We start from the raw sequence: 24,141 nt of genomic DNA on the forward strand, positions 1-24,141 counted from the left end.
TTCCCTTTCCCACATAAATCCTTATTTTTGTTGCTGAAAAAAATGCAACCAAAATGAGTTATTACGATATAAAAAGCAAGGCAGAGGCCTGGCTGAAGCCTTCTTTTGATGAAGAAACCCAAAAGGAGGTTCGGGAAATGCTGGAGAAGGACTCCAATGAACTAAAAGAAAGTTTTTACAGGGACCTGGAGTTCGGTACCGGCGGAATGCGCGGTATTATGGGCGTGGGGACCAACAAGATCAACAAATACACCCTTGGTAAGAACACCCAGGGACTTTCAGATTATTTAAAGAAGCAATTCCCTGAAGAAGACCTAAAGGTGGTCATCGCTTACGATTGCCGTAATAACAGTAAGGAACTCGCACAGGTAGTGGCCGATGTTTTTTCGGCTAATGATATAAAGGTGTTCCTATTCTCGAATTTAAGACCTACGCCGGAACTTTCTTTTTCGGTAAAATATCTTGACTGCCACTGTGGGATCGTTTTGACCGCAAGCCACAACCCACCTGAATATAACGGATACAAGGTTTACTGGCAGGACGGTGGCCAGTTGGTGCCGCCTCAGGACAAGGAGATCGTAGAACAGATCGCTACCCTTGATTATGAGGAGATCAAGTTTGAAGCGAATAAGGATCTGATCACTTTCATAGATTCTGAAGTTGATGAAGCCTTCGCAAAAGCTTCTGTTGAGAACGGAAGCTTTGACACTTCGGCTTCAGCAAAAGATGACCTGAAGATCGTATTCACCTCGCTGCACGGCACCTCCATCACCATGATCCCAAAGGTTCTGGAACAGGCCGGTTATAAGAACGTGAGCATAGTTCAGGAACAAAAAGAACCGGACGGAAATTTTCCTACCGTAGAATCACCAAATCCGGAAGAACCGGCTGCTTTGAAAATGGCGCTTGAGCTGGCAGATAAAGAGAATGCAGACATTGTTATAGGCACAGATCCCGATAGTGACCGATTGGGGATAGCAGTTCGGGATCGTAGTAACGAAATGGTTCTTCTAAACGGAAATCAGACGATGCTTGTCATGACCTGGTTTCTTTTAGAGCAGTGGAAAAAGCAAGGAAAGATCAATGGAAAAGAATTCGTTGGCTCCACCATTGTTTCCACTCCTATGTTAAGGATCCTGGTGCAGGATTACGGTGTAGAATACAAAGAAGGACTTACCGGCTTTAAATGGATCGCCAAAATGATCAAGGACAATCCGGGGCTGGATTTCATTGGCGGGGGCGAGGAGAGTTTCGGGTTCATGGTAGGGGATTTTGTACGTGACAAAGACGCGGTAACCTCTACCCTGCTTGCGTGCGAGATCGCTGCCCAGATGAAAGCCGAAGGCATCTCCTTCTATGAAAAGATGCTGGAGTTATATGTGAAATACGGGTTCTATAAAGAAGAACTGATCTCCCTGGTCAAAAAAGGTATTGACGGGGCAGAACAGATAAAGAAGATGATGGTGGATCTAAGGGAAAACCCGCTTGCCGAAATTGGCGGCGAAAAAGTGGTTTTGGTCGAGGATTACCAAAGTTCCAAAGCTTTTGAATATGGGCTAACCGATACCGACATCAAGCCACTGGAAGTTCCAAAATCGAATGTGTTGATCTATTACACAGAGAACGGGACAAAAGTAGCTGCCCGTCCCAGCGGGACAGAACCCAAGATCAAATTCTACATAAGTGTCAATGCGCCTTTAGATTCTGTAGAGGACTTTGAAAAGATAGAAAAAGAACTTTCAGAAAAGATAGTCGCTATTCGCTCTGAGCTTAAACTGGCTTAAGCCGCTTTTGAATGAATTATTTTAAAAAGATCCTTCAGTTTGCCGTACCCTACAAGAGGTTCGCGGTTCTGAACATTATTTGCAACGTTTTTTACGCCCTTTTCAGCACCTTGTCTTTCCTGGCACTTATTCCGGTGATCCAGATCCTGTTCGATAAGACCAAAAGAGTGGCCGAAGCCCCGAAATGGGAAGGCTGGGGAGGCGCAAAAGGCTATTTCACTGGAGCCTTTAATTATGAAGTGACTCAAAGGATAAACCAGGACGAGGTTTCTGCCCTGCTTTTTGTATGTGGAGTGGTGGTGGTGCTGTTCTTTCTCAAGAACATGTTCGGGTATCTTGCTGCATTTTTTATCACTTTTCTTAGAAACGGGGTTTTAAGGGATGTTCGAGATGCCATTTACGATAAGATCCTGGCCCTGCCTGTTTCTTATTTTTCAGAAAAAAAGAAAGGAGATACCATTTCCCGCATCACGGCCGATGTGAATGAAGTGCAGACTTCTTTTCTTTCTATTCTGGAATTGATCGTTCGCGAACCGCTCACCATCATTTTTACCATTACAGCAATGTTGTTGATGAGCCCCACGCTCACTATTTTCGTCTTTATCTTTTTGCCGATTTCCGGATTCATTATTTCGGTGATCGGGAAAAAATTGAAAAGCCAGTCCAACCTGGCACAGGAAGAGAACGGGCATTTTCTTTCGTTGGTGGAAGAAACCCTTTCAAGCCTTAAGATTGTAAAAGGTTTCAATGCCGAGGATAAATTCCGAAGCAAGTTCAGGAGTTCCACACACCGGCTCAAAAAGATCCTTGACAGCCTTATCAACAGGCAAAATCTTGCCTCACCTACCAGTGAATTCCTGGGGATCTTTGTCATTGTGATCATTCTTTGGTTTGGCGGCAACATGGTGCTTGTGGAAGGAACACTTGACGGTGCGACCTTTATCGCCTTCATGGGTCTCGCCTATAACATCCTTACCCCGGCAAAACAGATAAGTAAGGCGACCTATAGTGTCAAGAAAGGTGATGCAGCTGCAGAAAGGATCTTTCAGGTACTGGAAACCGAATCAAACATAGTGGACGCACCCAATGCCATTGAAAAAGAAGATTTTGAACAGGCCGTACAGATCGAAAACATCTCTTTTAGATACGAAGACGAATATGTACTGAACAACTTCAGCATTGAGGTGCCAAAAGGTTCTACGGTGGCCCTTGTTGGCCAGTCGGGTAGCGGAAAATCGACCATTGCCAACCTCATCACCCGTTTTTACGATGTCAATGAAGGGGCGATCAAGATCGATGGTGTTGACATAAGGCAGATCAGCAAAAGATCACTGCGGAACTTGATGGGGCTTGTTACTCAAGATAGTATTCTCTTCAATGATACCATCAGGAACAATGTAAATCTTGGAAAGGAAAATGCGACCGATGAGGAGATCATCGATGCCCTGAAGATCGCAAACGCTTGGGAATTTGTAAAAGACCTGCCACAGCAACTGGAAACCAATATTGGAGACAGCGGGAACAAACTCAGCGGCGGACAGAAACAGCGGCTTTCCATTGCACGTGCGGTGCTAAAGAATCCGCCCATTATGATCCTCGATGAGGCTACCTCGGCACTTGATACCGAAAGTGAACGCCTGGTGCAAAAAGCCCTCGAGAACATGATGAAGAACCGCACTTCTATAGTGATCGCCCACAGGCTTTCTACCATTCAAAATGCCGATAAGATCGTGGTCATGCAGAAAGGCCAGATCGTTGAACAGGGCAAACATGAAGAACTTTTAGCCAAAAGATCTACCTATCAAAAACTTGTAGAAATGCAATCCTTCGATTAGGCCTACAAAGACTTTCTTAAAGTACAGGAATAAAAAAATGGATGAAGTAGGTTCATCCATTTTTCATTTAATCTTACCTGCCGTTTTGGGGCTAACGGAGATAAGATCTCCACTATTTGGAGCAAAAAAGATAACTTTTTCACAATGTGAAGATACTACAAAAATTCATACAAACAAACTTTTTGTGTATTTTATCTTTATTTTGTGTATTTCATCGATGTTTTAGTCATTTGAAAAGCTGAGATCAGGTTGGGGAATTCCTCTTATCTTTACCCTCTGAAAAAAAAGCTGCTCCCAGAAAATTGAAAAACGGCGAAGAAAAATTGTTACGTGACCTTCAGGATCCTCAAAAGCGTGATGAGGCTTTTAGAGAACTGCTGCGCCTGTACCAGGAACGGCTTTACTGGCAGATAAGAAACATCGTAAAAAACCATGAGGATGCAGATGATGTGCTCCAGAATACCTTTATCAAGATCTACCGGAATATTGGGAAATTTAAAGGGGACAGCCAGTTGTTTTCCTGGATGTACCGTATAGCTACGAACGAATCGCTTACTTTCCTAAAAAAAAGAGCAAGAGAACTGCACATTTCTTCAGAAGAACTACAGCAACAGATCATCGATAATCTCGAAACCGATGTATATTTTGAAGGGGATAAAATTCAGCTAAAATTACAGCGGGCTATCGCAACACTTCCCGAAAAACAACAACAGGTTTTCAACATGAAGTATTTCCAGGAGTTGAAATACAAGGAAATTTCTGATATCTTAGGAACTTCAGAAGGTGCATTAAAAGCCTCCTATCACATTGCTACAAAAAAAGTAGAAGAATATTTAAAAAGCCATTAAACCTTGCCGAGAAAATTCAGTCAAATAATCAAATGAAAAAGAACGGGTTACCATACAGGAAAGATGCAGGTTTTAAAGTTCCGGAGAATTATTTTTCCAATCTTGAAGCCAGGCTAATGGCTCAGATCAATTCTGAAGAGAAGGATTCTGCCTTGCCACAAAGCTCCTCTCCCTTTAAGGTGCCCGACACTTACTTTGAAGATTTCGAGTCCCGAGTGAACGAAAAGCTTTCCGCAGAGAGGAAAGATGTCAAGGTGGTGCCGCTGTTCAACAAAAAACACCTGTCCTATCTGGCAGGAGTTGCTGCCGTGCTGGCGGTGATCATTAGCTCTGTGGTGTTTAACCGTTCACAGAATTTTAATTATAACGACCTGGACGTGCTGGCAGTGGAAAATTATTTGCTCGAAACCTTTGAATATACCAGCCCCGAAGAAACACATTTACTTAAAGAAGGTGACTTCAGCTTTGCCACAACTCCCAGTTCTAACCTGGATAGGGAGGCCCTGTTGGAGTACCTGAACGAAAACATGGAAGATCCTTCCCTCCTACTTAATGAAGAATGACATGAAAAAATTGATCTTTTTATTCCTTCTCCTACTTGGCAGCATGACAAGCCAGGCGCAGGACAGGGATGAGCACCGGGAAAAAATAAAGGCGCTCAAAACTGCTCATATTACCGAAGGTCTTGATCTCACGACCAAAGAAGCTGAGCAATTCTGGCCCATCTATAATGAATTTCAGGAAAAAAGAAGGGATCTCTACCGCAGGGAAAGAGCCGATATTGAAAACCTGGAATGCATGAGCGAAGATGAGGCAACCGGGAAGCTCAATGAATATGTGGAGATCGAAAAACAGGATTTCCTCCTTAAAAAACAATATTATCGTGATCTAAGGCAGATCTTCTCTGCCAAAAAGATCATGCAGCTCAAGCAGCTCGAAGACGAATTCAACCGGAAACTGATGCGGGAATACCGCTCCCGGCGCGAGAATTCGCAGAAGTAAACTTTGTATGGTTGGTTAGTTGAAGTGGTCCGGAGAGGAATTATCCTTCCGGACCATTTTTTTTATCTGAAAATGAGTTTTGCCAGCCTGTTCTTTCCGGCGGCATAGGCAACTGTATCATTTAAGAACCTGATGGTGTAAAAACCTTCATCAGAAAGCTCCTGCCAGGTCTGTCCTTTATCAGCCGAGTAGGCTACACCCGTAAAACCAACGGCAACCATCTCTTTCGCCTCACCTCCCGGCACATAGCGAATGCTGCTCTTGTACCCGGGTCCTTCCCCTTCACTGATTAGCTTCCAGGTCTTCCCGCCGTCTGAAGTGACAGCCTTATTCCCGGTCTTGCCTTCGGGCGCAGTATAGTCCCCACCGATTATTACTCCGTTGTACTCATCATAAAAATCCAGGGAATATGCACCTTTTGTGCTTTCCCCCTGCACCAGCGGGGCTTCATAAACCTCCCAGGTTTTTCCTTTATCTGGACTATAGAATACTCTCGACTTCATTCCGCCGGAAATAATCCAGGTCTTCTCCCCTTCTACCGCGATGTTGGAATTACTGGCTGCAAAAGCGGCTTCTCCTTCTGCCGCTTCGGGAAGCTGCTCACACGGCAATTTTCTCCAATTCTTTCCGCCGTCGCGTGTTACGATGATCGACAGGCAATTCTCAACGGGATCGCCCATGGCGATGCCTTCCTTGTCGTTCCAAAAGGTCATGGCATCATAAAACACCTTTTCGTGTTCTTCTTTATAAACGAGTTCCATGTTTCCGGTCTCGCCGGTCTTGTACAAAAGTGCCGGGTTTGCCACGCTCAGCATGAAGAAATCATTCGCAGTGGAAGCAACCGCTCTGAATTCTGGATAAATGGTGTCATACTGCTGCCGGTTCATTTTAACCTTTCCTTCTGCGGAATTGTAAAATCCGTAGTAGCCGTTCGATCCCGCGAAAGCCACTCCCCCGCTCATGATCTCGATGGCCCTAATGCTCACCGAATCTTCCATAAGGACCTGGACCTCAACTTCAGAAAAAGGCTGACGCTCCTTTGGTGGTTCCTTCTGCTTTTTATCTGAATTACAACTTAATAATACAATTACAAGCAGAAATAATAATCTTTTCATATCTGGAATTTGCCTGTAAAGATAAATTTTTCCGTGGTCAAAAAACCGTACCTTTGCGGCTTTAAACAGAATTTATGCGCTTACACAGGAACCTGGTCTTTGCAACCGTAGATGCACTTGGAGAAATTTTTAATGAAGGGGAATATGCCGATAAGGTGATCGAAAAGACCCTGAAGCGGGATAAGCGCTGGGGTTCGCGAGATCGCAGTTTCATAGCCGAAACCACTTATGATATTGTTCGCTGGAAAAGGCTGTATTCTGAGATCGCTGAAGTGAAAGCGCCTTATTCCCGGGAAAATCTTTTCAGGCTGTTCGCTGTTTGGGCAACGCTACGCGGAATTGACCTGCCCGACTGGAAGCAGATAGAACCTACCCCTACCCGCCGCATCAAGGGAAAGTTTGACGAGCTCAGCAAGATCAGGAAGTACCGCGAGTCTGTCCCCGACTGGATGGATGAAATGGGTGTAAAGGAATTGGGAGAACCTGTCTGGGAAAAAGAGATCCACGCTCTTAATGAGCAGGCGCCTGTAATATTACGTGCCAATACTTTGAAAACAACGAAAGAAAAACTGCAGAAAGAACTTCAAAAAGAAGGAATTGAGGCTGAATTCATAAAAGGATATCCCGATGCCCTGCAGTTAAAAGAGAGAGCGAATGTCTTCAAAACAGAAGCCTTCAAAAATGGCCTTTTTGAGGTGCAGGATGCTTCCTCACAACGGGTAGCTGAATTTCTCGATGTTAAACCGGGAATGCGCGTGGTGGATACCTGTGCGGGTGCCGGTGGGAAAACTTTGCACCTGGCCGCTCTAATGGAAAACAAAGGGCAATTGATCGCCACCGATATTTACGGCAACAAACTAAAAGAACTAAAAAGACGCGCCCGCCGTGCCGGAGCTCATAATATTGAACCCAGAGCTATTGAATCTTCCAAGGTGATCAAAAAGCTCTACGGAAGCGCAGACCGCGTTTTGATCGATGCACCCTGTAGCGGTCTCGGAGTCTTGAGCCGTAATCCAGATGCCAAGTGGAAACTTCAGCCAGAATTCATCGAAACCATCAAAAAGACTCAGGAAGAGATCCTGAAAACCTATTCCAGGATCGTGAAAAGCGGCGGTAAAATGGTGTACGCTACCTGTTCTGTGCTGCCCTCAGAAAACCAGGAACAGGTACAAAAATTCCTGGCTTCTGAAGAAGGAAAAGATTTCAGCCTGGCCAAGGAAGAAAAGATCCTCTCCAGCGAAACCGGCTACGACGGATTTTATATGGCGCTTTTAGAGAAAAAATAATATTGGGCTAAAGCCCGATCTGCAAGTCAAACTTCTTAGCCTCCGGATAAATCCGGAGGTTATTTATTTTTCTCGCAAATCCTTTTCGAAGTTTAGTATGAATTACCTCCGCCTTCAGGCGGAGGACAAAAAGCAATCGTCATCCTCCGGGCTTTAGGCAAACTTAATTCAATTAGACCATCCATAAAGATCCCTTTTAAAAGGGTGTTTTTGAGGCTTTTTTGCTGAAGGATTTCATTTAAAAAAATGTAAATTTGCCGCTCAACAACACAAAACTATCCCAGAATGATCCTATTCTTCGGAAATCATCCTAACAAGGTCTATGCGGTGGAGACGCATAAGAGCCTCTCGGCTGAAAACATCGCCAAATTAGACTGGCTTTTTGGAAACGCACAATATTTAGAGAAATCTGCCCTGGCAGATTTTTTTGTTGGGCCCCGTGCCGCCATGATCACTCCCTGGAGTACCAACGCGGTGGAGATCACCCAGAATATGGGCATTAAAGGTATTCGTCGTATCGAAGAGTTCTACAAAGTAGACGAACATTACCACGATTTTGATCCTATGCTCTCCCAGAAGTATAACGGTCTTGACCAGAAGATCTTCACTATTAACATTGAGCCGGAACCAATTATTGAGGTAGAAGACATCGCCGCTTATAACGATAAAGAAGGGCTGGCTTTGAATGCCGAAGAAGTTGAGTATCTGAAGAAACTTTCAGAAAGACTGGGACGAAAGCTGACAGATTCTGAAGTTTTTGGATTTTCACAGGTGAATTCAGAACACTGTCGTCACAAGATCTTTAACGGAACTTTCGTAATCGACGGAAAGGAAAAACCTTCTTCCCTTTTCAAGCTCATCAGGAAAACTTCCGAAGAAAATCCCAACGACATAGTTTCGGCATATAAAGATAACGTCGCCTTTGTGAAAGGTCCGCGGGTGGAGCAGTTCGCCCCCAAGTCGGCTGATAAACCCGATTACTATAAAAAATCAGATTTTGATTCGGTCATATCTTTAAAGGCCGAAACCCATAATTTCCCAACGACGGTAGAGCCTTTCAACGGCGCGGCTACAGGAAGCGGCGGGGAGATACGCGACCGCCTTGCCGGCGGAAAAGGTTCCCTTCCCCTTGCAGGAACCGCGGTTTACATGACCTCCTACTCCCGACTGGAGGAGAACAGGCCCTGGGAAAAAGCCTTTCCCGAGAGGCCATGGCTGTACCAGACGCCAATGGATATCCTCATCAAAGCTTCCAATGGCGCTTCAGACTTTGGAAATAAATTCGGGCAGCCACTTATTGCCGGTTCAGTTTTGACATTTGAACATTCCGAAGACCGTCGAGCTTTGGGCTATGACAAAGTGATCATGCTTGCAGGAGGGATCGGTTACGGGAAAGCGAACCAGGCCATTAAAGATACTCCCAAAAAAGGAGATCAGATCGTGGTTTTAGGAGGTGAAAATTACCGAATTGGAATGGGTGGTGCCGCGGTTTCTTCCGCAGATACCGGAGAATTCAGCAGCGGAATCGAACTTAACGCCATACAACGTTCCAACCCGGAGATGCAAAAACGTGCCGCGAACACTATTCGCGCCATGGTGGAAGCCGAAAAAAACCCGATCGTTTCCATTCACGATCACGGCGCGGGGGGACACCTCAACTGTTTGAGCGAACTGGTAGAGGAAACCGGAGGAAATATAGACCTTGATAAACTGCCTGTAGGAGACCCAACACTTTCGGCAAAAGAGATCATTGGGAATGAGTCGCAGGAGAGAATGGGGCTGGTCATTTCAGAAGAAGACCTGGAACACATGAAGAAGATCGCTGAAAGAGAGCGAACTCCTCTTTACCCTGTCGGGGAAGTGACCAAAGATCATCAGTTCACCTTTGAAAGCAAGAAAACAGGAGCCAAACCAATGGACCTGGCCCTAACCGACATGTTTGGAAGTTCTCCAAAGATGATCATGAAAGATAAGACGGTTGACCGAAAATATGCTGATGTAGAATATTATCGTGAAGACCTGCACGATTACCTCAACCAGGTACTGCAGCTGGAAGCTGTAGGATCGAAGGACTGGTTAACGAACAAGGTTGACCGTTGTGTGACCGGAAGGGTCGCCAAACAACAGACTGCCGGTCCGTTGCAGTTGCCTTTGAACAACTGCGGGGTTATGGCACTGGATTATAAAGGCAAAGAAGGAGTAGCCACTTCTATTGGACACTCCCCTGTTTCGGCTCTGATCGATCCTGTGGCAGGTTCCAAGAATTCGATAGCGGAAGCGCTTTCCAACATCGTTTGGGCGCCGCTTGAAAAAGGCTTGAAATCTATTTCACTTTCAGCGAACTGGATGTGGCCCTGTAACAATGAAGGAGAAGATGCCCGCTTATATGAAGCGGTACAGGGAGTTTCAGACTTCGCCATTTCCCTTGGTATTAATGTGCCTACTGGGAAAGATTCACTTTCCATGAAACAGCGATACGAAGACGGGAACGTACTGGCGCCGGGAACGGTGATCATTTCTGCCGCAGGGCATTGTGACGACATTAAAAAAGTAGTTGAGCCTGTACTGCAAAAGGACGGTGGCGATATTTACTACATCAACCTGTCCCAGGATACGTTTAAACTTGGCGGATCGTCTTTCGCGCAGATCCTGAACAAGGTAGGAAAAGAAGCTCCTACCATCCAGGATGATCAAAAGTTCGCAGCCGCTTTCAACGTAATGCAGGAGCTGATTAAGAAGGATCTCATTCTAGCAGGTCACGATGTGGCATCGGGCGGGCTGATAACGACCCTCCTGGAAATGTGTTTTGCTGATGTGGATCTTGCCGCTAAACTCGATCTTTCCCAACTGAATGAAGAGGATACCGTAAAACTGCTTTTTGCAGAGAACTGCGGAATCGTGTTTCAGGCGAAAAATGCTTCCGTAGAAGACATTTTAGAAGAAAATAAAATTGAGTTCTTTAAAATAGGTTCTCCCAAGAACGGGGAAACCATGACCATCAAGAACGGAAGTGAAGAACTGGAATTCAACATTCCTGCGTTACGAGACACCTGGTCAAAGACTTCCTTTTTGCTAGACCAGAAACAAAGCGGGAGAGATATCGCTGCCGAACGCTATAAAAATTACGCGAAGCAACCGCTGCATTTTAAATTCCCGGAGCATTTCGATGGGAAGCTTCCGAAGATCGACCCTTCAAAACCAAGGATCAAGGCGGCGATCATTCGCGAAAAAGGTTCGAATTCTGAAAGAGAAATGGCCTACGCCATGGACCTTGCCGGGTTTGACGTGAAAGATGTTCACATGACCGACCTTATTACAGGACGGGAAACCCTTGAGGATATCCACTTCATTGCTGCGGTTGGAGGTTTCTCGAATTCTGATGTTCTGGGAAGCGCAAAAGGTTGGGCCGGTGCTTTCCTTTACAACGAAAAGGCAAAAGCTGCGCTGGACAATTTCTTCGCAAGAGAGAATACCCTATCACTTGGGGTTTGCAACGGTTGCCAATTGTTCATGGAACTTGGATTGATACACCCCGGCCATGAAAAAAAGCCAAAAATGCTGCATAACGAATCTCATAAATTCGAATGTACCTTCACCAACATGGAAATTGCAGAGAACAATTCTGTGATGATGCATTCGCTTTCGGGCACAAGACTCGGGATATGGGCGGCTCACGGGGAAGGAAAGTTCAGTTTTCCTTATGAGAAGGAACGCTACAACATAATCGGGGAATATGGATATGATGATTATCCTGCCAATCCTAACGGTTCGCATCACAATGCGGCCATGATCGTGAGTGATGACGGCAGGCACCTGGCCATGATGCCTCACCTGGAAAGGTCTACTTTTCCATGGAATTGGGCTTATTACCCAAAGAACAGGAAAGATGAAGTCTCTCCATGGATCGAATCTTTGGTGAACGCCAGAAAATGGCTGGAAAAGCACCAGTAAAATATTTTTATAGATCGAAAAGCTCCTGAATTCTTGTTCAGGAGCTTTTTTCTTTCACCTTTCCCTAACACCTTTTATCTGCCATTTTATTTATCTTCTAGAAAAAGAAACGATGAAGGAGAATGCAGAAAAATATTTTGGCCGCGGCAATGAATCTTTCGACCTGGAGATCGTAAAAGCTGAAGGAAGCTTTGTATATGATGCCTCCGGAAAGAGGTACATAGATTTCCTTGGTGGCGCGGGAGTCGGGAGCCTTGGCTGGGATCACCCCAAAATAGAAGAAGCCATAAGACATCAGCAACGACCAACTTATGTGTATCCTAATTTCCATTATAAAGGCTGGAACGAACTCGCAGAACTGCTGGCCGGGATCACTCCGGGAAAACTGGAAAAAAGCTTCAGGATGACCGGAGGGTCAGAAGCTGTGGAAGCGGCCCTGGAAATGGCCATGATGTATACCGGCCGTAAAAAGATAGTTTCGATGGAAGGCAGCTATCACGGAAATACCCTGGGAGCCCTGAGCATTGGTGCTACTTCAAAACAGGAGAATTTCCCCAACCTGTTGTCCGGGTGTGAGAAGATCGAACCGCCGTTAAATGAAGATCGCCTGGAAGAGGTGGAGAAAATGCTTTCTACGGAAGAATTTTCCGCAGTGATCATGGAACCCATCATCATCAACCTGGGAGTGGTGATCCCTGAAGCAGAGTTCATGGCAGGTCTGGACAGGCTGTGCAAAAAATACGGAACGGTGCTCATCATGGACGAAGCCATCACCGGCTTTGGCCGTACCGGTAAAATGTTCGCTACCGAACATTATGATATTGAACCCGATATCCTGTGCATGGCCAAGGCCATCACTGCAGGACATGCAGGCATGGGCGCTGTGATCACCACGCGAGAAATAGCTTCAAAAATTGAAGGTAAGATTGGGTTGTATTCTTCTTATGGCTGGCACCCCCTGAGTGTTGATGCCTCCATTGCCACCATAAACTACCTACAGGAGAACAGAAAAGGTATTTTTGAGAACATCAGGCAGTTGAGTTCGCTGTTTCAGAAAGAACTTGCAAAACTGAATTTCAGGAACAAACCTGAACTGAGGATCAAAGGACTGGCTATTGGCATAGATCTGCACGATGCCGATTATGCTTCAAAAGTAAAAGCTAAAGCACTGAAGGAGGGCCTGTTGATGAACACTGAAGGCTCTGCCCTTCTTTTTTTACCGAATTTTCTCATGAAGGAACAAACTGCCAGAGAAGGAATAGAATTGCTAAAAAAATGCATCTGAATTAACTATTTTTTAAATTCAATTTGAAATCGATGCTCCTTTTCCTATTTTGCAAGGTCTATTGTAACCAAAGAGTAAATGACCGAAATTAAACGACTGTTCGATTTTCCTTACTTTCAGCTGGAAAATGCACCCCTTGAAAAGTCCCTTTCCACCAAAAGAAACGGCACATGGGAATCCCTTTCTACCCGGGAATACATCGATAAGGCCAACCAGATAAGCCGCGGACTTCTGCGTCTTGGCATTCAGCCTAATGATAAAATTGCAGTGATCTCCACCACCAACAGGACCGAGTGGAATGTACTGGACATTGGGATCCTGCAGGTAGGGGCCCAGAATGTTCCTATCTACCCAACTGTCTCTGAAGAAGATTACGAATATGTGATCAACCACAGTGAGGCTATTTACTGTTTTGTATCAGATGAAGAGATCCTCAACAAGCTGAACCTGGTAAAGAACAATACCTCTCTTAAAGGAATATATTCTTTTGACCAGATCGCCGGCTGTGAGAACTGGGAAGAGATCCTGAAAATGGGAGAAAACGCTTCCAACCAGGAAGAGGTCGAGGCCCGAAAGGATGCCGTACAGGAAGATGACCTGGCAACGCTTATTTACACATCGGGAACTACCGGAAGGCCAAAGGGCGTTATGCTCAGCCATAAGAACATTGTGAGCGATGTACTGCTGAGCGCGGAGAGAGTGCCTTTTGATTTTGGCACTTATGTCTCCCTGAGCTTTTTGCCGGTTTGCCACATTTTTGAAAGAATGATCTTGTACCTTTATCAGTACTTCAGCGTTTCGATATATTTCGCCGAATCAATTGAGAAGATCAGTGATAACCTAAAAGAGGTAAAACCTCATGTGATCTCGGCCGTGCCGCGATTGCTTGAAAAAGTATACGACAAGATCATCGCCAAAGGTTCAACTGTTGGCGGTATCAAGCAGAAGCTGTTCTTCTGGGCCGTAGAGCTCGGTCTTGAATATGAACCATACGGCGCCAACGGCTGGTGGTATGAGACCAAGCTCAGCCTTGCTCGCAAACTGGTATTTTCTAAATGGAAGGAGGGTCTTGGAGGCAATATCGAACTCATCGTTTCAGGTAGTGCCGCTTTACAGCCAAGGCTTGCCAGGGTCTTTGCCGCTGCGGGAATTCCCGTGATGGAAGGCTACGGTTTGACCGAAACTTCCCCTGTGATCGCCGTCAATGACCAAAGGAACTACGGGTTCAGAATTGGTACCGTCGGAAAGGTCTTAAAAGATGTTGATGTAAAGATCGCTGAAGATGGAGAGATCCTGTGCAAAGGTCCTAACGTGATGCAGGGTTATTATAAGGACAAGGAGAAGACAGATGAAGCCATCAATAAAGAAGGTTATTTCCATACCGGGGACATTGGTGAGCTTGACAAAGACGGCTTCCTTAAGATCACAGATCGTAAGAAGGAGATGTTCAAAACCTCTGGCGGAAAATATGTCGCGCCGCAGCTTATAGAGAACCAGATGAAACAATCCAGGTTCATCGATGAGATCATGGTGATTGGGGAAGGTGAAAAAATGCCGGCCGCTTTCATTCAACCGAACTTTGAATTCCTAAGAGAGTGGGCGCAGCGCAAACACATTGAAGTGGGAGAAACCAACGAGGAGCTTATCGCTAATCCTGAAGTGGTTGCCCGCATACAGGAAGAGGTGGATTTCTATAATCAGAAATTCGGAAGCTGGGAAAAAGTGAAGCGCTTTGAACTGACACCCGATGTTTGGAGCATTGAAGGCGACCATCTTACTCCAACCATGAAACTCAAAAGAAGGAATATCATCAAATTATACCAGAATCTCTACGACGAGATCTACGAAAGATAATTCAACTCAATATCCGGAAAGACCTTCCGGATATTTTTTTACCTCTAAATATAATTTTACATGTATAAATACATCGCCTCCCCAGATCGCTATAAAAGAATGAAATACCGCCGCTGCGGCAGAAGCGGAATTCAGCTGCCCATGCTTTCACTGGGGCTTTGGCACAACTTCGGCGACAAAGACGACTTTGACACAGCCAGGAAGATCCTTAGAACTGCATTCGATAACGGGATCACCCATTTTGACCTGGCCAATAATTACGGACCACCTTATGGCTCCGCAGAAAAGAACTTCGGAAAGATCTTCAAAGAAGATTTTAAGGAATACCGTGATGAGCTGATCATTTCTACCAAAGCCGGCTGGGACATGTGGCCGGGGCCATATGGAAATTTTGGTTCCAGGAAATACCTGATAGCCAGTCTTGATCAATCCTTAAAAAGAATAGGACTGGATTATGTGGATATCTTTTACCATCATCGCCCCGACCCTGATACCCCTCTTGAAGAAACTATGGGGGCTCTTGACCATATCGTGAGACAGGGAAAAGCGCTGTATATCGGGATTTCTCAATATTCCGCTGAAGAAACCGAAAAAGCTGAAAAGATCCTAAAAGAAATGGGCACTCCCCTTCTTATACACCAGCCGCGCTACAGCTTGTTGGAAAGATGGGTGGAAAATGGCCTGTTAGACACCCTCGATAAAAAAGGAATTGGCAGTATCGCCTTTTCGCCTCTTGCCCAGGGGCTGCTCACCAATAAATATCTCAATGGAATTCCTGCAGATTCGAGAGCAGCTATTGAAGGTGGTTACCTGGACCGGGCTTTGATCACAGATGAGCTGTTGGTGAAAATTCAAAAACTGAATGAACTGGCAACAGAAAGGGGCCAGACCCTGGCCCAGATGTCTATCGCCTGGCTGCTGAAAGATGAAAGGGTAACCTCGGTCCTTGCCGGGGTGAGCCGTGTTTCCCAATTGGAGGACAATATCAGTGCCCTGCACAAAATGGACTTTTCAGAAAAAGAGCTAAAGGAAATAGATGCCATCCTAAAGGAGTAGTGATTTCTAAGAAATGTAAACTTCAAGAAGTTCGGCTCCTTCAGAGGTGATCCGGACTTCTTTATTTTTGGCAGGGATCAGGAGAGTCTCCCCCATTTTGATCGCTTCGGAATTATCATTTACTGATATCGCAGCCTCTCCGGAGACACACATGTAGATCACAAAAGAATCCAACTCTGAATAATCCTTATTTATCTCCCCATTCACCGGAAGAAAATTCGTGGTGAAATATTCACAGCCGGCGATATTGTTCGAGATATTTAAGGTTTTAGAATAACTTCTGTTGAAATCCTTTTTAAGATCAAAATCAATAGCCTCCAGCGCCAGATCTGTATGCAATTCGCGGCCCTTTCCGCTGCCATCGATCCGGTCCCAGTCATAGAGGCGATAGGTAACATCTGAAGTTTGCTGGATCTCAGCCAACAACACTCCTCCGCCAATGGCGTGCACGGTACCCGGATTTATGAAAAAAGCATCTCCCTTTTTCACCTTTTCAAAATTCAGGATTTCGGGGAGTTTATTTGAATTTAGATACTCCAGGTATTCACTTTTGCTGAGGGCGCGGTTAAACCCGATATTAATCTCTGCCCCTTCATCAGCCTGCAGAATGTACCACATTTCGGTCTTTCCGAAGGAATCATGACGTTCCAGGGCCAGCCGGTCGTTTGGATGCAGCTGCACCGAAAGCGCCTCACGGGCATCGATAAATTTGATCAGTAGGGGGAATTTATTTCCGAAGGTTTTGTAGATCTTTTCACCCACGAGTTCTTTACCGTGATCCTTCAGAAGCTGCTCAAGGGTTCTCCCTTTCAGATCGCCCTTCTCAACAACAGAAAGATCATTCTCAATTCCAGAAATTTCCCAGCTTTCTCCTAGTTTTCTCTCTTGAGAGGACTTATGCAACACCTCCCTTAACTTATTTCCTCCCCAGATCTTCTCTTTTAAAATAGGAACAAATTTTATGGGATAATCGAGCATGAAGGTTGAGTTTTAGGAAAAGCAAAGATAAGAATTTCCCCGCCTTCAGGCTTAAACGAAGATAGTTTCAAAATGGAAGTTTTCCTTCTCTCCATTTTTTCCTTAATTCTCTGTTAAACTCCACTCTCGCTCATTCGGTTCAATACATAAATCCTATAAATTTAGGAGAGCATACGAAAAGTTGAAAAATTTTATAATTTTATTATGCATGCATAACATATTTTTTTAACTTTGAGATCGTATGAAAGAAAAGACCATTGATTATGTGCTTCGGGCCACCTGGATCTCAATTGCCAAAATGTACAACGAGGAGGCCGGTAAAGAAGGAAGCACGATGGCAACGGGTTTTGCCCTGTTGAGCATTGATCCTGAAAAAGGTACCCCCTCTACCTCACTGGGGCCAAAAATGGGAATGGAGGCCACAAGCCTTTCCCGCACTTTAAAGACCATGGAAGAAAAAGGCCTTATTGTGCGAAAAAAGAACCCCGTTGACGGCCGAAGTGTCCTCATTCACCTCACAGATTTTGGGAAGGAAATGAGGGACTACTCCAAAAAGGTGGTACTCACCTTTGATGAGGCAGTAAAAAAGGAGATCCCGGCAGAAGACCTGGAGAAGTTCCATGAAGTGGCTTATAAGATCATGGAACTTATCGCATCAAAAAAAATATACAATCAATAAAAAGACATCTGTACTCGATCATTAAAATGACCAAACAACATGAAACGAAGAATTAATAAAGTTGCAGTAATAGGCTCCGGAATCATGGGAAGCGGTATTGCCTGCCATTTCGCCAATATTGGCGTGGAGGTGTTGCTGCTTGACATTGTTCCCAGAGAATTAACTGACAAAGAAAAAAACAAAGGTCTAAGCCTGGAAGATAAAGCGGTTAGGAACAGGATCGTCATTGACTCCCTGCAGGCTTCTTTAAAGTCCAAACCTTCACCCATTTACCACCAGGATTTCGCAAAGCGTATTAAAACAGGAAATCTTGAGGACGACATTTCCAAAGTTTCTGAAGCAGACTGGATCATTGAGGTGGTCGTGGAAAGGCTGGACATCAAAAAACAGGTTTTTGACAACCTTGAAAAACACAGAAAGAAAGGTACCCTTATTACTTCCAATACTTCGGGAATTCCTATACAGCAAATGAGCGAAGGCCGAAGTGAGGACTTCAAAAAACATTTCTGCGGAACCCACTTTTTCAATCCGCCACGATACCTCAGGTTATTCGAGATCATTCCGGGGCCGGAAACTTCAGAAGAAGTACTGCAATTCCTGAATGAATACGGAGAAAAATTTCTCGGAAAGAAATCGGTTGTCGCCAAGGACACTCCGGCGTTCATTGGGAACCGCGTAGGGATCTTCAGCATAATGAGCCTTTTCCATATGGTAAAGGAACTGGATATGACCATTGAAGAAGTGGACAAGCTTACCGGACCGGTAATAGGCAGGCAAAAATCAGCCACGTTCCGCACCGTAGACGTAGTAGGATTGGATACCCTGGTTCACGTGGCCAATGGACTTCATAAAGGAGTTCCAACAGACGAGGCCCATGACCTATTCGCCATGCCCGATTACATCAACACCATGGTGGAGAACGAGTGGTTTGGAAGCAAAAGCGGACAAGGGTTCTATAAAAAGATCAAATCTGACGATGGTTCCAGCCAGATCAAATCTCTTGACCTGAACACGCTGGAATACCGCGACCAGAAAAAAGCTTCTTTTGCCACTCTTGAGCTTACCAAGACCATAGACAAGGTAGAAGACAGGTTCAAAGTATTAATTGGCGGAAAAGACAAAGCCGGGGAATTCTACCGAAAGAATTTCGCTGCTCTTTTCGCATATGTTTCTAACAGAATTCCGGAGATCACTGATGAGCTCTACAAGATAGATGACGCCATGAAAGCCGGTTTTGGCTGGGAGCATGGACCATTCCAGATCTGGGATGCCATTGGAGTCGAAAAAGGTATCGAAATGATGAAGGCCGAAGGCAAAGAGCCTGCAGCCTGGGTGAACGAGATGCTCGAAAAGGGCAACAAAAGCTTCTATAAAGTAAAAGAAGGAAACACCTGGTATTATGACATACCAGAGAAAGATTACAAGAAGATCCCAGGACAGGATACCTTTATCATCCTTGACAACATCAGGGAAAGCAAGGAAGTTTTTAAGAACAGCGGAGTAGTTGTGGAAGATCTTGGTGACGGGATCCTTAACGTGGAATTCCGCAGCAAGATGAACACCATTGGTGGTGACGTGTTGGATGGCCTCAATAAAGCCATTGATCTTGCCGAAAAAGAATACCAGGGACTGGTAGTAGCCAATAATGGAAAGAACTTCTCTGTAGGTGCCAATATCGGGATGATCTTCATGATGGCGGTTGAGCAGGAATATGACGAGCTCAACATGGCCGTAAAGTATTTCCAGGACACCATGATGAGAATGCGCTACTCTTCTATTCCAACAGTAGCTGCGCCTCATGCCATGACCCTTGGAGGCGGATGTGAACTTTCGCTTCATGCCGACAAAGTGGTAGCCGCCGCCGAAACTTACATCGGACTTGTAGAATTCGGTGTCGGAGTGATCCCCGGCGGGGGTGGCTCCAAGGAGATGACGGTAAGAGCTTCTGATACTTTCCAAAAAGACGATGTGGAACTGAACCGCCTGCGCGAACACTTCTTAACAATTGGAATGGCGAAGGTATCCACCTCAGCATACGAAGCTTTTGATACGAATATCCTTCAGAAAGGAAAGGACATCGTTGTTGTAAATCCGGACCGTCAGATAGCCATCGCTAAAAAGCACGCTTTATTGATGGCTGAGAATGGCTACACCAAACCTATTCACAGAACAGATATTAAAGTACTCGGAAAACAGGCATTGGGTGCTTTCTACGTGGGCACTGACCAGATGATGGCCGGAAAATACATCAGCGAACACGACAAAAAGATCGCCAATAAACTGGCTTATGTAATGGCCGGAGGAGATCTTTCAGAAAACTCTTATGTAAGTGAACAATACCTGCTTGACCTGGAACGTGAAGCTTTCCTTTCCCTCACCGGTGAAAGAAAGACTTTGGAAAGGTTGCAGCACATGTTGAAGAAAGGGAAGCCGCTTAGGAACTAATCGTATAGTGTATAGTGTAGATTGTATACTGTAAAACTGAAAAAGATTATGAACTATTTCAAAGAATTAAAGGTTTGGCAAAAAGCAATTGATCTGGTAACAAAAACCTACCTAAAGAGTGCTGCTTTTCCAAAAGAGGAGTTATATGGTCTAACATCACAAATTAGGAGATCTGCAGTCTCCATTCCTTCTAACATTGCTGAAGGTTGTGGGCGCAAAACCAATAAGGACTTTGCTAATTTTCTCGGAGTCGCTTTAGGATCTGCATTTGAATTTGAAACTCAATTGATCATTTGCAGAAATCTTCAGTTTCTTTCGGAGCAGGATTTTGAATATCTCGAGAAAGAAGTTCATCATATTCAGAACATGATCATTAAACTGCAATCTACATTGTAACCAACAAAAAGACAATATACATTATACAAAATACAACATACAATGAATAAAACAGCATACATAGTAAAAGCATACAGAACCGCAGTGGGAAAAGCACCACGAGGAGTTTTCAGATTTAAAAGGCCTGATGAGCTTGCTGCGGAAACTATCCAGTATATGATGGATAAACTGCCGGAATTTGACAAAAAGCGAATCGACGACGTGATCGTTGGAAACGCGATGCCCGAAGCTGAACAAGGTCTTAATATGGGGCGATTTATCTCCCTGATGGGTCTTAACATCAAAGACGTGCCGGGAATGACCGTTAACAGATACTGTGCATCAGGTTTGGAAACCATCGCCATCGCGACTTCCAAGATCCAGAGCGGAATGGCAGATTGTATCATTGCAGGAGGTGCAGAAAGCATGAGCTACATTCCAATGGGTGGATACAAACCCGTACCCGATTATAAACTGGCTAAAGAAGGCCATGAAGATTATTACTGGGGAATGGGATTAACTGCGGAAGCCGTAGCCAACAAGTATAAAGTAAGCCGCGAAGACCAGGATGAATTTGCGTTTAATTCACACCAGAAGTCTCTAAAAGCGCAAAAAGAAGACCGTTTTCAGGATCAGATCGTGCCTATCAAGATCGATCAGACCTACGTGGATGAAAACGGGAAAAAACAAACCCGCTCTTACACCGTGAACAAGGATGAAGGGCCTCGTGCCGATACTTCTAAAGAGGTGCTTGGCAAACTTCGCCCTGTCTTTGCTGAAGGCGGAAGTGTAACTGCAGGAAACTCTTCCCAAATGAGTGACGGAGCTGCCTTTGTTATGGTAATGAGCGAAGAGATGGTCAAAGAACTGAATGTTGAGCCTATCGCAAGACTGGTGAGCTATTCCGCAGTTGGAGTGGAGCCACGCATTATGGGTATTGGACCGGTAGATGCTATCCCAAAGGCAGTAAAACAGGCCGGCTTACAATTGAACGATATCGAATTAATTGAATTGAATGAAGCATTCGCTTCTCAGTCCTTGGCAGTGATAAGAGAACTGGGACTTGATCCCGATAGGGTAAATCCAAACGGAGGCGCGATCTCCATGGGGCACCCGCTGGGTTGTACCGGGGCTAAGCTTTCTGTCCAGATCTTTGACGAGATGCGCAAGCGCGACCTAAAGAACAAATATGCCATGGTCACCATGTGTGTGGGAACAGGCCAAGGGGCTGCGGGGGTTTATGAGTTCCTCTCATAGAAATTACAGAGAAGAGAATAAAGAATAAAGAAAAGAGACTATAGAGCAGAGACAACGAGAAATAAACGATGAGTTCCAGAAAAAGACATAATTATAAAAATCTAAAAATTTGGAAACTGGGGCTAGAGATTGCGAATGATGTGTCAGATCTTCTTGTGAAATTTCCGAAACATGAAGTTTATGATCTGAGCTCACAAATGAGCAAGTGTTCGGTTTCAATGCCGAGCAACATTGCCGAAGGCTCAGCAAGATCAGACAAATCTTTTAGCCACTTTCTCGATGTTTCTTTAGGTTCCTCTTTTGAGCTTGGAACCCAATTATTGGTAGCGCGACACAGAAAATATATTGATCAGCAAGAGCTGGAAAAACTGGAAGAAAAAATTGAAGAGTTTCAAAAAATGACCATGGGATTCCAAAATGGCCTATAAAATTTCTTTTTTCTCTTTTCTCTTCTCTCTTGTCTGTTCTTTCACAAAAATCAACTAAAGAATAACACAATGAATGACGAAACTAAAACCCAAAAAGACCTCCTTCGCGGAGGGCAGTTCCTGGTAAAGGAAACCAGTGCTGAAAATGTATTTACTCCTGAAGATTTCAACGAGGAGCAAAAAATGATGCGCGATTCGGTAAGAGAATTCGTAGATCGAGAGATCTGGCCAAGAAAAGAGGAATTCGAGAAAAAGAATTATGAACTTACCGAAGAGCTGATGAAAAAGGCAGCTGAACTGGGGCTTTTAGGTGTTTCTGTCCCTGAAGAATATGATGGGCTCGGAATGGGATTCGTGACCACTATGCTGGTAGTGGACCATATCTCTGGAGCCACCGGTTCATTTTCCACGGCTTTTGGTGCCCATACCGGGATAGGAACTTTACCCATCACTCTCTACGGAACCGAAGAACAAAAACAAAAGTACGTTCCTAAACTGGCAACCGGAGAATGGTTTGGCGCTTATGCCCTTACCGAACCGGGTGCAGGTAGTGATGCCAACTCCGGAAAAACAAAAGCTGTACTTTCGGATGACGGAAAGTACTACAGCATCAACGGACAAAAAATGTGGATCTCCAACGCAGGTTTCTGTGACCTTATGATCGTTTTCGCCCGGATTGAAGACGACAAGAACATCACAGGATTTATTGTGGAGAACGATCCCGAAAATGGAATCTCCATGGGTGAGGAAGAAAAGAAACTTGGGATCCACTCCTCTTCTACCCGCCAGGTCTTTTTTAATGAAACAAAGGTACCGGTAGAAAATATGCTTTCAGAAAGAGGGAATGGCTTTAAGATCGCCATGAACGCTTTGAACGTAGGCCGCATAAAACTAGCAGGTGCCTGTCTTGATGCACAGCGAAGAGTGATCACTTCGGCCGTGAACTATGCCAATGACCGTGTGCAGTTTAAAACACCAATCGCTAAGTTCGGAGCGATCAAATCAAAAATCGCAGAAATGGCTACTTCAGCTTATGTTGGCGAATCTGCATCTTACCGTGCGGCCAAAGATATTGAGGACAGGATCAACATTCGCCAGGAGGCAGGAGCTTCTCACCAGGAGGCAGAACTAAAAGGAGTGGAAGAATATGCCATTGAATGTTCCATTTTAAAAGTGGCTGTTTCTGAAGACCTTCAGAATTGTACAGATGAAGGGATCCAGATCTACGGGGGAATGGGCTTCTCAGCCGACGCTCCTATGGAATCTGCCTGGAGAGACGCCCGAATTACCCGTATCTATGAAGGTACCAACGAGATCAACCGCATGCTCTGCGTGGGAATGCTGATCAAAAAGGCCATGAAGGGCCATGTTGACCTGTTAGGCCCTGCCACAAAGGTAGCCGACGAACTTACAGGAATTCCATCTTTCGAAACTCCCGATTATTCTGAACTTTTCGCTGAAGAAAAGGAAATGATCGCGAAGCTGAAAAAGGTTTTCCTTATGGTTGCCGGAAGTGCTGTTCAGAAGTATGGACCTCAGCTGGAAGATCATCAGCAGCTGTTATTGGCTTCAGCAGATATTCTTATCGAGATATATATGGCTGAATCTGCCATTCTGAGAACCGAAAAGAATGCGAAGCGTTTTGGAGAAGACAGTCAAAAAGAGCAGATCGCCATGGCAAAACTTTACCTCTACCATGCCGTAGACACTATCAATTCCCGCGCTAAAGAGGGAATCATATCCTTTGCCGAAGGTGATGAGCAGCGAATGATGCTTATGGGCTTGAAACGTTTTACCAAATACCAGAACCACCCCAATGTGGTTGAATTAAGAAACACGATTGCAGAGAAAGTGATTAGTGAGAATAAATATCCATTTTAAAGATCTTAATTCGCAAGGATTAAATCTGTCGGGCCACCTGTAAAGGTGGCCTTTTTCATATTCCTTTAACAGGAAAAGCGGG

At 44.9% G+C, this 24,141-nt stretch carries 18 protein-coding genes; 16 read left to right on the forward strand and 2 right to left on the reverse strand.

Annotation, left to right across the window (positions count from 1 at the left end; all coding sequences use genetic code 11):
- Positions 1-53: 53 nt before the first annotated feature.
- From BLS64_RS12730 to BLS64_RS12750, 5 genes are all read left to right on the forward strand, one after another.
- Positions 54-1,784 (forward strand): phospho-sugar mutase, encoded by a 1,731-nt coding sequence (locus tag BLS64_RS12730; RefSeq protein ID WP_093113964.1) that lies wholly within the window; start codon positions 54-56, stop codon positions 1,782-1,784.
- A gap of 11 nt (positions 1,785-1,795) precedes the next feature.
- On the forward strand, positions 1,796-3,619 hold the full coding sequence (locus BLS64_RS12735) for an ABC transporter ATP-binding protein (RefSeq protein WP_093113963.1): 1,824 nt from the start codon (positions 1,796-1,798) through the stop codon (positions 3,617-3,619).
- 302 nt (positions 3,620-3,921) lie between these two features.
- Positions 3,922-4,467, forward strand: coding sequence for an RNA polymerase sigma factor (locus BLS64_RS12740; RefSeq protein ID WP_093113961.1), 546 nt, complete (start codon positions 3,922-3,924; stop codon positions 4,465-4,467).
- A 32-nt stretch (positions 4,468-4,499) separates the two neighbouring features.
- Entirely contained in the window at positions 4,500-5,030 is a 531-nt protein-coding gene (locus BLS64_RS12745) for a hypothetical protein (protein WP_093113960.1), read from the forward strand.
- A 1-nt stretch (position 5,031) separates the two neighbouring features.
- Positions 5,032-5,469 (forward strand): hypothetical protein, encoded by a 438-nt coding sequence (locus BLS64_RS12750; protein WP_093114025.1) that lies wholly within the window; start codon positions 5,032-5,034, stop codon positions 5,467-5,469.
- 62 nt (positions 5,470-5,531) lie between these two features.
- Here the strand turns inward: BLS64_RS12750 and BLS64_RS12755 are convergent, their stop codons facing one another.
- Positions 5,532-6,584 (reverse strand): WD40/YVTN/BNR-like repeat-containing protein, encoded by a 1,053-nt coding sequence (locus tag BLS64_RS12755; protein WP_093113958.1) that lies wholly within the window; start codon positions 6,582-6,584, stop codon positions 5,532-5,534.
- A gap of 74 nt (positions 6,585-6,658) precedes the next feature.
- Here BLS64_RS12755 and BLS64_RS12760 point away from each other — a divergent pair, with 74 nt between their 5' ends.
- From BLS64_RS12760 to mgrA, 5 genes are all read left to right on the forward strand, one after another.
- Positions 6,659-7,870, forward strand: coding sequence for an RsmB/NOP family class I SAM-dependent RNA methyltransferase (locus BLS64_RS12760; protein WP_093113957.1), 1,212 nt, complete (start codon positions 6,659-6,661; stop codon positions 7,868-7,870).
- Positions 7,871-8,155: 285 nt separating this feature from the next.
- Positions 8,156-11,821 (forward strand): phosphoribosylformylglycinamidine synthase, encoded by a 3,666-nt coding sequence (gene purL / locus BLS64_RS12765; RefSeq protein WP_093113955.1) that lies wholly within the window; start codon positions 8,156-8,158, stop codon positions 11,819-11,821.
- Between the two features lie 112 nt (positions 11,822-11,933).
- On the forward strand, positions 11,934-13,106 hold the full coding sequence (locus BLS64_RS12770) for a class-III pyridoxal-phosphate-dependent aminotransferase (RefSeq protein ID WP_093113953.1): 1,173 nt from the start codon (positions 11,934-11,936) through the stop codon (positions 13,104-13,106).
- 78 nt (positions 13,107-13,184) lie between these two features.
- Positions 13,185-14,960: an AMP-dependent synthetase/ligase gene (locus BLS64_RS12775; protein WP_093113952.1), complete on the forward strand. Its 1,776-nt coding sequence runs from the start codon at positions 13,185-13,187 to the stop codon at positions 14,958-14,960.
- A 60-nt stretch (positions 14,961-15,020) separates the two neighbouring features.
- Positions 15,021-16,016: an L-glyceraldehyde 3-phosphate reductase gene (gene mgrA / locus BLS64_RS12780; protein ID WP_093113950.1), complete on the forward strand. Its 996-nt coding sequence runs from the start codon at positions 15,021-15,023 to the stop codon at positions 16,014-16,016.
- A gap of 6 nt (positions 16,017-16,022) precedes the next feature.
- On the opposite strand, the gene BLS64_RS12785 is transcribed toward mgrA, so the two are convergent.
- Complete coding sequence (locus tag BLS64_RS12785) at positions 16,023-16,994, reverse strand: type I phosphomannose isomerase catalytic subunit (protein WP_093113949.1); 972 nt, start codon at positions 16,992-16,994, stop codon at positions 16,023-16,025.
- A gap of 241 nt (positions 16,995-17,235) precedes the next feature.
- On the opposite strand from BLS64_RS12785, the gene BLS64_RS12790 reads away from it, so the two are divergent.
- From BLS64_RS12790 to BLS64_RS12815, 6 genes are all read left to right on the forward strand, one after another.
- Positions 17,236-17,673: a MarR family winged helix-turn-helix transcriptional regulator gene (locus BLS64_RS12790; protein WP_093113947.1), complete on the forward strand. Its 438-nt coding sequence runs from the start codon at positions 17,236-17,238 to the stop codon at positions 17,671-17,673.
- A 39-nt stretch (positions 17,674-17,712) separates the two neighbouring features.
- Complete coding sequence (locus BLS64_RS12795; protein ID WP_093113945.1) at positions 17,713-20,118, forward strand: 3-hydroxyacyl-CoA dehydrogenase/enoyl-CoA hydratase family protein; 2,406 nt, start codon at positions 17,713-17,715, stop codon at positions 20,116-20,118.
- 48 nt (positions 20,119-20,166) lie between these two features.
- Positions 20,167-20,514: a four helix bundle protein gene (locus BLS64_RS12800; RefSeq protein WP_093113944.1), complete on the forward strand. Its 348-nt coding sequence runs from the start codon at positions 20,167-20,169 to the stop codon at positions 20,512-20,514.
- 42 nt (positions 20,515-20,556) lie between these two features.
- Positions 20,557-21,750 carry an acetyl-CoA C-acyltransferase gene (locus BLS64_RS12805; RefSeq protein WP_093113943.1) on the forward strand — a complete coding sequence of 398 codons (1,194 nt, stop codon included), beginning with the start codon at positions 20,557-20,559 and terminating at the stop codon, positions 21,748-21,750.
- Positions 21,751-21,818: 68 nt separating this feature from the next.
- On the forward strand, positions 21,819-22,178 hold the full coding sequence (locus BLS64_RS12810; RefSeq protein ID WP_093113941.1) for a four helix bundle protein: 360 nt from the start codon (positions 21,819-21,821) through the stop codon (positions 22,176-22,178).
- A 69-nt stretch (positions 22,179-22,247) separates the two neighbouring features.
- Positions 22,248-24,059, forward strand: coding sequence for an acyl-CoA dehydrogenase family protein (locus tag BLS64_RS12815; protein ID WP_093113940.1), 1,812 nt, complete (start codon positions 22,248-22,250; stop codon positions 24,057-24,059).
- Positions 24,060-24,141 lie beyond the last annotated feature (82 nt).

It is taken from the genome of Salinimicrobium catena (assembly GCF_900102915.1).
GTDB classification, from domain to species: Bacteria; Bacteroidota; Bacteroidia; order Flavobacteriales; family Flavobacteriaceae; genus Salinimicrobium; species Salinimicrobium catena.

Bases quoted from the DNA above. Each gene is read 5' to 3' on its own strand.
- mgrA (WP_093113950.1), top strand. From the start codon at position 15,021: ATGTATAAATACATCGCCTCCCCAGATCGCTATAAAAGAATGAAATAC.
- BLS64_RS12810 (WP_093113941.1), top strand. From the start codon at position 21,819: ATGAGTTCCAGAAAAAGACATAATTATAAAAATCTAAAAATTTGGAAA.
- BLS64_RS12815 (WP_093113940.1), top strand. From the start codon at position 22,248: ATGAATGACGAAACTAAAACCCAAAAAGACCTCCTTCGCGGAGGGCAG.
- BLS64_RS12800 (WP_093113944.1), top strand. From the start codon at position 20,167: ATGAACTATTTCAAAGAATTAAAGGTTTGGCAAAAAGCAATTGATCTG.
- BLS64_RS12790 (WP_093113947.1), top strand. From the start codon at position 17,236: ATGAAAGAAAAGACCATTGATTATGTGCTTCGGGCCACCTGGATCTCA.
- BLS64_RS12735 (WP_093113963.1), top strand. From the start codon at position 1,796: ATGAATTATTTTAAAAAGATCCTTCAGTTTGCCGTACCCTACAAGAGG.
- BLS64_RS12785 (WP_093113949.1), bottom strand. From the start codon at position 16,994: ATGCTCGATTATCCCATAAAATTTGTTCCTATTTTAAAAGAGAAGATC.
- BLS64_RS12745 (WP_093113960.1), top strand. From the start codon at position 4,500: ATGAAAAAGAACGGGTTACCATACAGGAAAGATGCAGGTTTTAAAGTT.
- purL (WP_093113955.1), top strand. From the start codon at position 8,156: ATGATCCTATTCTTCGGAAATCATCCTAACAAGGTCTATGCGGTGGAG.
- BLS64_RS12805 (WP_093113943.1), top strand. From the start codon at position 20,557: ATGAATAAAACAGCATACATAGTAAAAGCATACAGAACCGCAGTGGGA.
- BLS64_RS12770 (WP_093113953.1), top strand. From the start codon at position 11,934: ATGAAGGAGAATGCAGAAAAATATTTTGGCCGCGGCAATGAATCTTTC.
- BLS64_RS12730 (WP_093113964.1), top strand. From the start codon at position 54: ATGAGTTATTACGATATAAAAAGCAAGGCAGAGGCCTGGCTGAAGCCT.
- BLS64_RS12750 (WP_093114025.1), top strand. From the start codon at position 5,032: ATGAAAAAATTGATCTTTTTATTCCTTCTCCTACTTGGCAGCATGACA.
- BLS64_RS12755 (WP_093113958.1), bottom strand. From the start codon at position 6,584: ATGAAAAGATTATTATTTCTGCTTGTAATTGTATTATTAAGTTGTAAT.
- BLS64_RS12795 (WP_093113945.1), top strand. From the start codon at position 17,713: ATGAAACGAAGAATTAATAAAGTTGCAGTAATAGGCTCCGGAATCATG.
- BLS64_RS12775 (WP_093113952.1), top strand. From the start codon at position 13,185: ATGACCGAAATTAAACGACTGTTCGATTTTCCTTACTTTCAGCTGGAA.
- BLS64_RS12760 (WP_093113957.1), top strand. From the start codon at position 6,659: ATGCGCTTACACAGGAACCTGGTCTTTGCAACCGTAGATGCACTTGGA.